Annotated in this window: 12 protein-coding genes; 6 read left to right on the top strand and 6 right to left on the bottom strand. The window is 61.3% G+C overall.

Translation table 11 applies throughout. The features are described 5' to 3' along the window. Positions 1–10 precede the first annotated feature (10 nt). From ccoS to B723_RS15235, 5 genes are all read left to right on the top strand, one after another. On the top strand, positions 11–229 hold the full coding sequence (gene ccoS / locus B723_RS15255; protein WP_017337529.1) for a cbb3-type cytochrome oxidase assembly protein CcoS: 219 nt from the start codon (positions 11–13) through the stop codon (positions 227–229). After that, complete coding sequence (locus tag B723_RS15250; RefSeq protein WP_017337528.1) at positions 222–905, top strand: sulfite exporter TauE/SafE family protein; 684 nt, start codon at positions 222–224, stop codon at positions 903–905. Before ccoS ends, B723_RS15250 begins: the two co-directional genes overlap by 8 nt. A gap of 204 nt (positions 906–1,109) precedes the next feature. Beyond that, positions 1,110–2,492 carry an oxygen-independent coproporphyrinogen III oxidase gene (gene hemN / locus B723_RS15245; protein WP_031318621.1) on the top strand — a complete coding sequence of 461 codons (1,383 nt, stop codon included), beginning with the start codon at positions 1,110–1,112 and terminating at the stop codon, positions 2,490–2,492. Positions 2,493–2,604: 112 nt separating this feature from the next. Beyond that, positions 2,605–3,339, top strand: a complete 735-nt coding sequence (gene fnr / locus B723_RS15240; protein WP_017337526.1) for a fumarate/nitrate reduction transcriptional regulator Fnr — start codon at positions 2,605–2,607, stop codon at positions 3,337–3,339. Positions 3,340–3,418: 79 nt separating this feature from the next. Continuing rightward, the gene (locus B723_RS15235; protein WP_017337525.1) at positions 3,419–3,967 is read left to right on the top strand and encodes an adenine phosphoribosyltransferase; all 549 of its coding nucleotides are present in this window, start codon (positions 3,419–3,421) and stop codon (positions 3,965–3,967) included. 64 nt (positions 3,968–4,031) lie between these two features. On the opposite strand, the gene B723_RS15230 is transcribed toward B723_RS15235, so the two are convergent. The 5 genes from B723_RS15230 to dnaX all read right to left on the bottom strand — a co-directional run bounded on the left by B723_RS15230 (position 4,032) and on the right by dnaX (position 9,809). Beyond that, complete coding sequence (locus B723_RS15230) at positions 4,032–5,180, bottom strand: acyl-CoA dehydrogenase family protein (RefSeq protein WP_017337524.1); 1,149 nt, start codon at positions 5,178–5,180, stop codon at positions 4,032–4,034. 169 nt (positions 5,181–5,349) lie between these two features. After that, positions 5,350–5,952 carry a recombination mediator RecR gene (gene recR / locus B723_RS15225; protein ID WP_017337523.1) on the bottom strand — a complete coding sequence of 201 codons (603 nt, stop codon included), beginning with the start codon at positions 5,950–5,952 and terminating at the stop codon, positions 5,350–5,352. Between the two features lie 65 nt (positions 5,953–6,017). Beyond that, positions 6,018–7,052 carry an NADP-dependent oxidoreductase gene (locus tag B723_RS15220; RefSeq protein WP_017337522.1) on the bottom strand — a complete coding sequence of 345 codons (1,035 nt, stop codon included), beginning with the start codon at positions 7,050–7,052 and terminating at the stop codon, positions 6,018–6,020. 274 nt (positions 7,053–7,326) lie between these two features. Further along, a complete protein-coding gene (locus tag B723_RS15215; protein ID WP_008028561.1) occupies positions 7,327–7,665 on the bottom strand; it encodes a YbaB/EbfC family nucleoid-associated protein in 339 nt (112 codons plus the stop codon). A 68-nt stretch (positions 7,666–7,733) separates the two neighbouring features. Next, positions 7,734–9,809: a DNA polymerase III subunit gamma/tau gene (gene dnaX / locus B723_RS15210; protein WP_017337521.1), complete on the bottom strand. Its 2,076-nt coding sequence runs from the start codon at positions 9,807–9,809 to the stop codon at positions 7,734–7,736. A 142-nt stretch (positions 9,810–9,951) separates the two neighbouring features. Between dnaX and B723_RS15205 the strand changes: the two genes are divergently transcribed. Continuing rightward, a complete protein-coding gene (locus B723_RS15205) occupies positions 9,952–10,689 on the top strand; it encodes a substrate-binding periplasmic protein (RefSeq protein WP_017337520.1) in 738 nt (245 codons plus the stop codon). Between the two features lie 46 nt (positions 10,690–10,735). On the opposite strand, the gene B723_RS15200 is transcribed toward B723_RS15205, so the two are convergent. Further along, positions 10,736–12,424, bottom strand: coding sequence for a putative bifunctional diguanylate cyclase/phosphodiesterase (locus B723_RS15200; RefSeq protein ID WP_017337519.1), 1,689 nt, complete (start codon positions 12,422–12,424; stop codon positions 10,736–10,738). Between the last annotated feature and the right edge of the window lie 25 nt (positions 12,425–12,449).

Below are 12,449 nucleotides of genomic sequence, written 5' to 3'. Positions count from 1 at the left end.
GAGCCTTCCCATGCCAGCTCTCTACGTGATGATCCCGGCCGCGCTGCTGATCGTGGCCATCGCGGTCTACATTTTCTTCTGGGCGGTCGACAGCGGTCAGTACGATGACCTCGACGGCCCCGCCCACAGCATCCTGTTCGACGACCAGGACCCGAATCACACCGCGGCGGTCGATGAGGCCAGCGGCCACCCGGTCAAACCGGACGACAAGGCGCCCCCGCATGTTTGAGTTGGCGCCACTGCTGGTGTCTGCGGTGATCCTCGGCCTGCTCGGCGGCGGCCATTGCCTGGGTATGTGCGGCGGCTTGATGGGCGCGTTGACCCTGGCGATTCCCAAGGAACAACGCAGCCGACGCTTTCGATTGCTGCTGGCCTACAACCTCGGGCGAATTCTCAGCTACGCCACTGCCGGCCTGCTGATCGGCCTGGCGGGTTGGGCGGTGGCGAACAGCCCGGCAGCGATGTTCATGCGCATCCTCGCCGGATTGCTGCTGATTGCGATGGGGCTTTATCTTGCCGGCTGGTGGAGCGGACTGACCCGCATCGAAAGCCTCGGGCGCGGTCTGTGGCGGCATATCCAGCCTGTCGCGAACAAACTACTGCCGGTGTCGAGCGTGCCCCGCGCCTTGTTGCTCGGCGCGCTCTGGGGCTGGCTGCCCTGCGGGCTGGTTTACAGTACGTTGCTGTGGTCAGCGAGCCAGGGTAATGCGCTGGACAGTGCATTGCTGATGCTCGCGTTCGGCCTTGGCACCTGGCCGGTGTTGCTCGCGACGGGGCTGGCGGCCGAGCGCGTTACGGCGCTGTTGCGCAAACGCAGCGTGCGCATGACCGGAGGACTGCTGGTCATGCTGTTCGGCATCTGGACCTTGCCTGGGCCGCATCAACATTGGCTCATGGGGCACTGAACCGTGGCGAGGGAGCTTGCTCCCGCTGGGGCGCGAAGCGGCCCCAAAAAAAAAGGACTGCTGCGCAGTCCAGCGGGAGCAAGCTCCCTCGCCACAAAAACCAACCACCGCCCCCCATCGCCGTTGATGCAAATCAAGATGCCCCAACGCCGCCTCCCATAGACTTGCCGACACTGCCAGCCTATCCGGGGGAATGCCCGCATGATGCTCGACGCCATTCGTTGGGATACCGATCTGATCCGCCGCTATGACCTGGCGGGACCGCGCTACACCTCCTACCCGACCGCCGCGCAGTTCGATGGTCATATCGGCTCCTTCGACCTGCTCCATGCGTTGCGGGAAAGCCGCAAGGCCCTGCGCCCGTTGTCGCTGTATGTGCACGTGCCGTTCTGCGCGAACATTTGTTACTACTGCGCCTGCAACAAAGTCATCACCAAGGATCGCGGCCGAGCCCTGCCCTACCTGCAACGCCTGGAGCAGGAAATCCAGCTGATCGCCTGCCACCTCGACCCGGCGCAAAAGGTCGAACAACTGCACTTCGGCGGCGGCACGCCGACCTTTCTCAGCCATGACGAATTGCGCCAGCTGATGGCCCAGTTGCGCAAAAGCTTCAATCTGCTGGACGACGACACCGGCGACTACGGCATCGAGATTGACCCGCGCGAAGCCGACTGGTCGACCATGGGCCTGCTCCGTGAACTGGGTTTCAATCGCGTCAGCATCGGTTTGCAGGATCTCGACCCGGCCGTGCAACGAGCGGTGAATCGTCTGCAAAGCCTGGAAGAAACACGGGCGGTGATCGATGCCGCACGGACCCTGCAATTCCGTTCGATCAACATTGACCTGATCTATGGCCTGCCCAGACAGACCCCCGACAATTTCGCCCGCACCGTCGAAGAAGTGATCAACCTGCAACCGGACCGGTTGTCGGTGTTCAACTATGCGCACTTGCCGGAGCGCTTCATGCCGCAACGGCGAATCAACAGTGACGAGCTACCGACGCCGGCGCAGAAACTGGAGATGCTCCAGCGCACCATCGAACAACTGACCGCCGCCGGCTATCGCTATATCGGCATGGACCACTTCGCCCTGCCCGACGATGAGCTGGCGATTGCCCAGGAAGAATCGACCCTGCAACGCAATTTCCAGGGCTACACCACCCACGGTCATTGCGATTTGATCGGGCTGGGCGTCTCGGCCATCAGTCAGATCGGCGACCTGTACTGCCAGAACAGCAACGACCTCAACCAGTACCAGAACGCCTTGGCCTCCACGCAACTGGCGACCAACCGCGGCCTGCTGTGCAACGCCGACGACCGTGTCCGGCGGGCGGTGATCCAACAGTTGATTTGCCGTTTCAACGTGGAATTCACCGAGATCGAGCAGGCCTTCAACATCGACTTTCGCGGTTACTTCGGCAAGCTGTGGCCACAGTTGCAAGGCATGGCCGCAGACGGGCTGATCGAATTGAACAATGACCGCATCAACGTACTGCCCGCCGGACGATTGCTGGTGCGTTCGGTGTGCATGGTGTTCGATGCCTACCTGGAGGAACAGAACCGCCAACGGTTTTCGCGAGTGATCTAACGCTTCATCGCCCCTCACCGCGCTGTGACAAAACGGCACAGCGCTGGCCTGATTGTCTTCCCGTGAGTTACCCTTACGTCTTATGTGTGTTTTCCCACAAGGATTTAAGAAAATGTCCGAGCCAGTAAAGCTGCGTGCTCATAACCAGGCCCATTGCAAGGATTGCAGCCTGGCTCCCCTCTGCCTGCCACTTTCTCTGAATCTGGAAGACATGGATGCGCTGGACGAGATCGTTAAACGTGGTCGCCCGTTGAAAAAGGGCGAATTCCTGTTCCGTCAGGGCGACGTTTTCGATTCCGTGTATGCAGTACGCTCTGGCGCCCTGAAAACGTTCGGCCTCAGCGATGGCGGTGAAGAACAGCTCACCGGCTTCCATTTGCCGAGCGAACTGGTCGGGCTGTCGGGCATGGACACGGAAAAACATCCGGTCTCGGCGCAAGCACTGGAAACCACCTCGGTCTGTGAAATTCCGTTCGAACGCCTCGACGAACTGGCGCTGCAACTGCCGCAGTTGCGCCGTCAGCTGATGCGCGTGATGAGCCGCGAAATCCGCGACGATCAACAAATGATGTTACTGCTGTCGAAAAAAACCGCCGACGAGCGCATTGCCACGTTCCTGGTGAACCTGTCGGCACGCTTCCGCGCTCGCGGATTCTCGGCCAATCAGTTCCGCCTGAGCATGTCGCGCAACGAAATCGGGAACTACCTGGGCCTGGCGGTGGAAACCGTGTCACGGGTGTTCACGCGCTTCCAGCAAAACGAACTGATCGCCGCCGAAGGCAAGGAAATCCATATCCTTGACCCGATCCAGCTCTGCGCCCTGGCCGGTGGCTCGATCGAAGGTTGATTGCGACGATGGCGGCTGAGCGAAACGGTTCAGCCGCCGGTATACTGCGACGTTTGCAGCCTGCCAGGACAACTCGACGATGGTCTTCGACTCCTTCGACATAAAATCCCTGATCCGCCCTGTGATCGACTTCCCGAAACCGGGTGTCATCTTTCGCGACATTACCCCGCTGTTCCAGTCGCCCACGGCCCTGCGCCTGGTGATGGACAGCTTTGCCCACCGTTACGTCGAGGCTGACTTCACCCACATCGGTGCCATGGATGCCCGTGGTTTCCTGATCGGTTCGGTGCTGGCCTATCAGTTGAACAAGCCGCTGGTGTTGTTCCGCAAACAAGGCAAACTGCCGGCCGACGTGCTGGCCGAGGGCTATGCGACCGAGTACGGCGAAGCCTTCCTTGAAGTGCACGCCGACAGTCTTTGCGAAGGCGATTCGATGGTGATGTTCGATGATTTGATCGCCACCGGCGGCACGCTGATTGCGGCGGCCAACCTGATTCGGCGTATGGGTGCGCGGGTGCATGAAGCGGCGGCGATCATTGATTTGCCGGAGCTGGGTGGGTCGCAGCGACTGGAAGACATGGGGATTCCTGCTTTCTGCCTGACGCAGTTTGCGTTGAGCGATCAGTAAGCCGAGTCTGGAATGACGCCCATCGCGGGCAAGCCCGCGATGAGGCCAGCCGCCACACCGCCAACTACAACCCCATCTGCTTGCTGATGATCTCGTTCATCACTTCCCGCGTCCCGCCGCCAATCGAAAGAATCCGATTATCGCGGTACAGCCGCTCCACCAGACTCTCGCGCATATAGCCCAGGCCACCGAGAATTTGCACCGCATCCGTGGTAATCCGATCCGCCGTGTCCGTCGCAAAATTCTTGGCCATGGAAATTTCCTTGATCACGCTCTGCCCGGCAGCCATTTTCGCCGCCTGCCGGTAGGTGAATTCCCGTGACACTTCCAGCGCCGTCGCCATTTCCGCAAGGCGATGCTTGAGCACCTGAAATTTGCCGATGGGTTTGCCGAACGCTTCGCGCTGACGCGCCCACTTCAGGCTTTCCTCCAGCGCCAGCTGCGCGGTCATGTTGGCCATCAGCGCCAAAGCCAGGCGTTCACTCTGGAAGTTGCCCATGATGCAGGCGAAGCCCATGTTTTCGGCGCCGATCAGATTGCCTGCAGGTACGCGGCAATCGTCGAAGAACAGCTCGGCCGTGTCAGACGCCCACCAGCCCATTTTCTTCAATTGGCGGCCGACGGTGAAACCCGGTGTGCCCTTCTCGATCAACAGCAGGCTGATACCGCCGAAACCCGGTTCGCCGGTGCGCACCGCGACGGTGTAGTAATCCGCGCGCACGCCACTGGTGATAAAGGTTTTGCTGCCGCTGACCCGATAGCAGTCACCGTCACGCACGGCGCGGGTTTGCAGGTTGGCCACATCGGAGCCGCCGCTGGGCTCGGTGACAGCCAGTGCGCTGATCTTTTCGCCGGCCAGCACGGGCGGCACGACGCGATCCCGGACCTCGGGCCTGGCCCATTTGAGGATCGGCGGCAAGCCGATGTCCAGCGAGCCTAACCCGGCGACCAATCCACCGGAGCCGCAGCGCATCAACTCTTCGCTGGCGGCGATTTTGGCGAACAGATCACCTTCGTGGCTGCCCCCCAGGGCTTCGGGGTAACCGATCCCCAGAATCCCTGCCGCACCGGCCTTGAGGTAAAGCTCGCGGGGAAAGCTCTCGGCCTCTTCCCACTGGTCGATGTCTGGAAGAATCTCACGCTCGACGAAACGTCTGACGCTGTCACGGACCAATTGGTGGCTGGGGTCGAAGTATTCCTGAAAGGCAGGCATCGGCGAACTCCACTGAGGGGTCCAGCGAAGTTAACCGAGCGCTTGCTTGGTTTTCAATAGGGAGATGGGTGGAGCATGAAAAAGATCGCAGCCCTCGGCAGCGCCTACAGGGTGCACACAAAATTCTGCAGGCGCTGCCAAAGGCTGCGATCTTTTGACTTTGATGTGGTTACAGCGCTATCGGCTTACGCCCGGCAAACGAATGCGCCAACGTCCCGCCATCCACCAGCTCCAGTTCGCCACCCAACGGCACGCCGTGGGCAATGCGCGAGGCGATCAGGCCTTTATTGTTGAGCAACTGGGCGATGTAGTGCGCCGTGGCTTCACCTTCGACCGTCGGGTTGGTCGCCAGGATGACTTCGGTAAACGTGCCCGCCTCTTCTATACGTGCCAGCAACTGCGGAATCCCGATGGCTTCCGGCCCGAGCCCGTCAAGCGGTGACAGATGGCCCTTGAGGACAAAGTAGCGCCCCCGGAAACCGGTCTGCTCCACCGCGTAGACGTCCATCGGACCTTCCACCACGCACAGCAAGGTGTCGTCGCGACGGGTATCGGCGCATTGCGGGCACAGGTCGTCTTCGGTCAGCGTGCGGCACAAACGGCAGTGCCCCACGCCTTCCATGGCCTGGCTCAACGCCGACGCCAGGCGCGAGCCACCGCTGCGATCACGTTCGAGCAGTTGCAATGCCATGCGCTGGGCAGTTTTCTGACCGACACCTGGCAAAATTCGCAGGGCATCGATCAGTTGGCGAATCAAAGGGCTGAAGCTCATGGGGAAACGTCCGACAAAACAACGAGACGCGGTTTATACCCGCGCCTCGTATGAGCGTCAATTATTCAGTCCTGCGCGACCCGCACCACCAGTTTGCCGAAGTTGCGTCCTTCCAGCAGACCGATGAACGCCTCGGGTGCGTTCTCAAGACCATCGACCACGTCTTCACGGAATTTTACCTTGCCGTCGCGCACCCACGGCGCCATGGCGCTGACAAACTCCGGCTGGCGATCACCGTAGTCATCAAAGACGATGAACCCCTGGATGCGCACACGCTTGGTCAACAACGTGCGCTGCAATTGCGGCAGGCGATCCGGGCCGGTCGGGGCTTCGTGGGCGTTGTACGACGCGATCAAACCACAGAGCGGAATGCGAGCCTTGGGGTTGAGCAACGGCACCACCGCGTCGAATACCTTGCCACCGACGTTCTCGTAATAGATGTCGACGCCCTGGGGACACGCCAGCGCCAGGTCATTGGCGAAGTCGGGGCTCTTGTGATCGATGCAGGCATCGAAGCCCAACTCATCCACCACATAACGGCACTTGTCCGCGCCACCCGCCACACCGACCACACGCAGGCCCTTGATCTTCGCCACCTGGCCGACCACCGAACCCACGGCACCGGACGCCGCAGCGACCACCAGGGTTTCGCCGGATTTGGGCTGGCCGATGTCCATCAACCCCATGTACGCGGTCATGCCCGGCATGCCGAGCACACCCAGCGCCATCGATGGGCTCGGCAGCCCGGACGGCACCGGAATGATGTTGCGGCCGTCGCTGATGCTGTGGCTCTGCCACCCGGTAGCGCCAACGACCAGATCACCTTCGTGAAACTTGGGATTCAGCGAACGCTCGACCCGGCTGACAGCCCCGCCGGTCATCACCTCGTCGATTTCCACCGGCGCCGCGTAGGACGGAGCGTCACTCATGCGCCCTCGCATGTAGGGGTCCAGTGACAGAAACAGGGTCTTGAGCAATACCTGACCGTCGGCCAGGTCCGGCAGCGCTTCCCGTTCCAGGCGGAAATTCTCTGGCGTCGGTGCACCCACCGGGCGCGAGGCCAGAACGATACGTTGGTTGAGGGTCAATGCTTCAGGCATGTGAGCGTCTCCTTTGATCGATGAATTCGGCGGTATAGGGGAGCAGACCTTTGTGGCGGTGTCGCGTTCGATGTTTCTGCTTTTCATTGTGGCGAGGGAGCTTGCTCCCGCCAGGTCGCGAAGCGACCTCAAAAAAGGGACTGCTGCGCCCGAGCGCGGACCGGTCCGCGAGGAGCAAGCTCCCTCGCCACAGGGATTTACAAAATCAGGCAGAAACAAAAATGCCAGGCGCAATGCCTGGCATTTTTTAGCTCATCCTACGCGCCCTGGCGAATCAGAATGGCAGTTTCATGCCCGGTGGCAATTGCATGCCAGCGGTCATACCGGACATTTTGTCCTGGCTGTTGGCTTCGATCTTGCGCACGGCGTCGTTGACAGCGGCGGCGAACACGGCCTCCAGCATTTCCTTGTCATCTTCGCTCAGGCCTTCGACCAGGCTTGGATCGATGGTCACGCGCTTGACGTCGTGACGACCGGTCATCACCACAGTGACCATATCGCCACCGGCTTTACCGGTGACTTCGGCGTTGGCCAGTTCTTCCTGCATCTTGGCCATTTTTTCCTGCATCTGCTGCGCCTGCTTCATCAGGCCGGCCATGCCACCTTTCATCATGGGAATCACCTCAAAAGTACTTGGATAAAAACAGCGCCCCGGCCCTTGCGGCCGGACGCCTTCAGTTATTAGCCCTGACTGGCCAGGGCTTCGACAGGTTCAATAGTATCGTTACGGACCACCGCACCGAACTGCTGCATCATTTGCTGGATGAACGGATCACCGTGAATCGACTCCTCGGCCTCGCGCTGGCGGTTGGCGCGGCGCCGGGACGCAGCCTGGGCCGGGGTTTCCTGCTCGGGCTTGATCAGCTCCATGCTCAGGGTCAGCGTGCGCCCGTGAAACTGGTTCAACGCATCGTTGAGACGACGCTGCTGCGTCGCGTTGAACAAGGCGCTGTGGGCCGGATCCAGGTGCATCAGCCAATGGTCGCCCTCCACGGAGATCAGCGTGCAGTTGGCGGCGATGCTGCCGGTCATGCCGGAAATCGGCAGTTTCGGGAACAGCTCCAGCCATTGCAGGGCCAGGCCGGTAGCAGGCATGGCGGCTGGCTCAGGCTCGGGCTCCGGTGCTGGTTCGGCAGTATGTTCACTCGCCAGTTCATCGAGGTAGCTGTAAGCCGAATCCATGTCCGGCTCGATGTAATCCTCGTCCAGCGGCGGCTCGTCGTCGGAGTCGATGCCCGGGGTAGCGGCGTCGACGTCGGCCACGGACGGCTCGGGGATAGGCGCAGCGGCCCACTCCGGCGCGTCCGGCACAACGCTGTCAGGCGTCGGCAACGGCATCGGGGCCAATTCGGGTTGTTCGCCGGCTGTTTCCAGCACCGGCTCGACGGCTGGCTGCTGAACGACTTCGGGCTCCACCGGGTCGTTCCATGGCAGATCGACGACGGCTTCAACCGCGACGGGCTCGGGCACGATAACCGGGTCAGGCACGACAACGGGCGCGACCGGCGCGGGAGCGGGAGCTGGAGCTGGAGCAACTGCCGCAGCGACGGGTGCAACTGCCGCAGCGACTACCGCCGCAACAACCGGCGCGGCAGCCACTGAGTTTGCGGAATCAACTGTGGCCTGGCTGATCCCCACTGGCTTTAGCGGTTGCCTCGGTGCGTCTTCGGTGTCTGCGGGCCGGAACGCCAGCATTCGCAGCAGGACCATTTCAAACCCACCACGCGGATCCGGCGCCAGCGGCAAGTCGCGGCGGCCGATCAGGCCCATCTGGTAGTAGAACTGCACGTCTTCGGCCGGCAAGGCCTGGGCCAGCGCCAACACTCGGTCGCGGTCGCCGTGGCCGTTGTCGACGCCTTCAGGCAAGGCCTGGGCGATGGCGACACGGTGCAATACGTTAAGAATTTCCGAGAGCACGCCATTCCAGTCGGGGCCTTGTTCGGCCAGATGACGCACGGCTTCGAGCAACGCCTTGGCGTCGCCTTCGATCAGCGCATGCAAAACGTCATACACCTGGCCGTGATCAAGCGTGCCGAGCATTGCCCGCACGTCGGCGGCCATGACTTTGCCTTCACCGAAGGCGATCGCCTGATCGGTGAGGCTCATGGCGTCGCGCATCGAGCCATCGGCGGCGCGGCCCAGCAGCCACAGCGCGTCGTCTTCGAACGGCACGTTCTCGACGCCCAGCACGTGGGTCAAATGCTCGACCACACGTTCCGGGGTCATGTTTTTCAGGGAGAACTGCAGACACCGCGAAAGAATGGTTGCAGGAAGTTTCTGCGGGTCAGTCGTCGCCAGAATGAATTTGACGTAGGGCGGCGGCTCTTCAAGGGTTTTCAGCAGCGCATTGAAGGAATGGCTGGAAAGCATGTGCACTTCGTCGATCAGGTAGACCTTGAAGCGCCCGCGGCTAGGGGCGTACTGCACGTTATCGAGCAGCTCACGGGTGTCCTCGACCTTGGTCCGGCTCGCGGCGTCGATCTCGATCAGGTCGACGAAGCGGCCTTCATCGATCTCACGGCACACCGAGCACTCGCCACAGGGCGTCGAAGTGATACCTGTTTCACAGTTCAGGCATTTGGCGATGATCCGCGCGATGGTGGTCTTGCCGACCCCGCGCGTCCCGGTAAACAGGTAGGCGTGGTGCAGCCGCTGGCTGTCCAAGGCATTGATCAGAGCCTTGAGCACATGGGTCTGGCCGACCATTTCGCGGAACGAGCGCGGACGCCATTTACGTGCAAGAACCTGATAACTCATCGAAAACCGTCGCCACGAAGGAACACAAGCGGCTAATGCTAGCGGAGCAAGGCCAAAATTGCATCCGGCGCGCTCGTCTAATCTGGCTAAGATGCACTTTGGGGCTTTTATCGGCTCGGGTTTCATCAGTACCGGAGCGTTTATGCGGCTGGCCTTGGGGGCACTGCTGTTGATGAGTCTGAACGTCGCGGCTGCCGAAACGCCGTTGCGCTTCGTGGTGCCTGATAGCTGGGCGATGCCGATGGTGCAACTGGAGCGCGGCCAGCCGACCCAGGGCATCCTGCATGACGTGATGGTCAGCCTCGCCACCCAGGTCGGCGTTCCGGCCGAATTTCACGTACTGCCCCGAGCGCGGGTGCAAGGCGCAATGGAACACGGCGAGGTCGATGTCCGCTGCTATGCCGCGCAATCGTGGCTGCCGAATCAGTCAGGGAACTACCTCTGGAGCATTCCACTCTGGACCCAGCCCGACGTGCTGATCAGCCGGCGACAACCGCAGATCGCGGTGACTCCGGCAAACTTGCCGCGACAAACCATCGGTACGGTGCTCGGTTACAGCTACCCGACCCTGCAACCGCTGTTCGACGCCAGCCACCTGCTTCGCGAAGACGCGCGCAACCAGGAACAAGTGCTGGAAAAGCTTCTGGCCGGACGCTATCGCTATGCCGTGAGTAACCAGTGGACGCTGGACTGGTTCAATCAACGCTTGCTGCCTGAGCGGCAACTGCAAGGCGTGGCGGTGCTGCAGGAGCAGAGTGTCGGTTGCTACGTGCGCAACGATCCGAAAGTGCCGGTGCAGCGAATCCTGCGCACCCTGCTGAGGATGAAAATGTCCGGGGAAATCGATGACATCATCCGGCTTTATGTTGGTAAACCCTGAAACCGCTCGCTCCCACATGCCTGACAAACGAAGTCGGGAGATTTGATCAAGCCCCCCGCCATTGCTGCGGCGCAACAAACCCTTCGACCCACTCCGGCACCTCCGCTGCCGGCATCGGCCGGGCGATGAAATAGCCCTGGGCAACCTCGCACCCCAGTTGCAACAGCCGCTCACCATGCTCAATGCTTTCCAGCCCCTCGGCGATCACCTGCCGGCCAAACGCCCGGGCCAGGCCAATGACCGCCGTGGTCAGGGCCAGGTCATCGTGATCATGCAGAATGTCGCGGATGAACGACTTGTCGATCTTGATGGTCTGGGTGCGCAAGCGCTTGAGGTAGCTCAGCGATGAATACCCGGTGCCAAAGTCACCCAATGAAAACTGCACCCCGAGGGCCTGACAGGCCTGCAAACAAGCGCTGACATGCTGGATGTTTTCGATGGCCACCGACTCGACGATTTCCAGGTCGAGCATCTGCGGCGCGACCCGGGCATGCCGGGCGAGCACCTGGCTGAGGCGATCGACGAAATCGGCCCGCTGAAAATGCCGGGCGGCAATGTGGACGCTGATCGGCCAGCTCTGCCCCGCTTGCTGCCAGCGATCCAGCTGCAGCAACACCTGATCCATCACCCATTCACCAATATCGATGATCAGGTCCGTTTCCTCCACCAGCGGCAGAAACTCCCGGGCCGGCACCGTACCGTTTTGCGGGTGCTCCCAGCGCAACAGCGCCTCGAAGCCAACGACAACACCATGACGCATATTGACCTTGGGCTGGAAATACAGGCGCAGCTCACCGGCGGCCAGCGCCTGGCGTACCCGTTCGACGGTCTGGTGAGTGGCCTTGACCTCTTGATCCCGGAACACATCGAACAAATGGAAGCGATTGCGCCCGCTCTGCTTGGCCACGTACATGGCCTGATCGGCATGACGCAGCAAGGTTTCGGCATCTTCATTGTCGTGGGGAAACAGGGTGACGCCGATGCTGGCATAGACATTCAAGACCTTGCCCTGCAGCGCGTACGGTGCGGAAATCGCCCCCAGCACGCGGTTCAGCGCCGCACGCAGCTCCGGCACATCACGCACATAACGCAACACCAGCACGAACTCGTCACCGGCGAGCCGCGCCACTACATCCTCGCTGCGAACGATGTCGCGCAAACGCTTGGCCACCTCCACCAGCAGCAAATCGCCACTGGCGTGCCCGTAGCCGTCGTTGACCGCCTTGAAGCCGTCGAGGTCGAGCATGCACACCGCCAGCGGAATGTTTTCCTCGCGGGAGAAAGCCAGCGCCTGATCCAGCAGATCCGAGAGAAACGCGCGGTTGGGCAGACCGGTCAGCACGTCATGGCCGACTCGCCATTGCAAGGAATGCAACAGTTGGCGTTTTTCGCTGATGTCGAAGCGAATCGCCAGGTAACGGTGAATCCGCCCGGTGGCGTCATCCAGCACCGGCACCAGCGTGCTTTCAACCCAATACAGACGGCCATCCTTGGCGCGATTGCAGATCTCGCCCTTCCAGACATTGCCCAACGCGATGGTGCGCCACATCCCGGCAAAAAAATCAGCGGAGTGCAGACCGGAGTTGAGCAGGCGATGGTTCTGCCCGAGCAGTTCGTCGCGGCTATAGCCGGATACGGCGCAAAACTGATCGTTGACGTAGGTAATCCGGCCGGTCAGGTCCGTCTCGGAAAAAATGGCGGCGGCATCCACGGCCCTGCGGTATTTCTCATCCATGAGTCAGGCTCACTGTCGCTAGCGG

It is taken from the genome of Pseudomonas fluorescens NCIMB 11764, assembly GCF_000293885.2.
GTDB lineage: Bacteria > Pseudomonadota > Gammaproteobacteria > Pseudomonadales > Pseudomonadaceae > Aquipseudomonas > Aquipseudomonas fluorescens_B.
Note: the sequence above shows the minus strand (reverse complement) of the source record. Positions and strands in the feature narration are given on the sequence as shown.

What these genes read in the sequence shown, in the direction of transcription:
- ccoS (WP_017337529.1), top strand. Translation starts at nt 11, where the DNA reads ATGCCAGCTCTCTACGTGATGATCCCGGCCGCGCTGCTGATCGTGGCC.
- B723_RS15250 (WP_017337528.1), top strand. Translation starts at nt 222, where the DNA reads ATGTTTGAGTTGGCGCCACTGCTGGTGTCTGCGGTGATCCTCGGCCTG.
- hemN (WP_031318621.1), top strand. Translation starts at nt 1,110, where the DNA reads ATGCTCGACGCCATTCGTTGGGATACCGATCTGATCCGCCGCTATGAC.
- fnr (WP_017337526.1), top strand. Translation starts at nt 2,605, where the DNA reads ATGTCCGAGCCAGTAAAGCTGCGTGCTCATAACCAGGCCCATTGCAAG.
- B723_RS15235 (WP_017337525.1), top strand. Translation starts at nt 3,419, where the DNA reads ATGGTCTTCGACTCCTTCGACATAAAATCCCTGATCCGCCCTGTGATC.
- B723_RS15230 (WP_017337524.1), bottom strand. Translation starts at nt 5,180, where the DNA reads ATGCCTGCCTTTCAGGAATACTTCGACCCCAGCCACCAATTGGTCCGT.
- recR (WP_017337523.1), bottom strand. Translation starts at nt 5,952, where the DNA reads ATGAGCTTCAGCCCTTTGATTCGCCAACTGATCGATGCCCTGCGAATT.
- B723_RS15220 (WP_017337522.1), bottom strand. Translation starts at nt 7,052, where the DNA reads ATGCCTGAAGCATTGACCCTCAACCAACGTATCGTTCTGGCCTCGCGC.
- B723_RS15215 (WP_008028561.1), bottom strand. Translation starts at nt 7,665, where the DNA reads ATGATGAAAGGTGGCATGGCCGGCCTGATGAAGCAGGCGCAGCAGATG.
- dnaX (WP_017337521.1), bottom strand. Translation starts at nt 9,809, where the DNA reads ATGAGTTATCAGGTTCTTGCACGTAAATGGCGTCCGCGCTCGTTCCGC.
- B723_RS15205 (WP_017337520.1), top strand. Translation starts at nt 9,952, where the DNA reads ATGCGGCTGGCCTTGGGGGCACTGCTGTTGATGAGTCTGAACGTCGCG.
- B723_RS15200 (WP_017337519.1), bottom strand. Translation starts at nt 12,424, where the DNA reads ATGGATGAGAAATACCGCAGGGCCGTGGATGCCGCCGCCATTTTTTCC.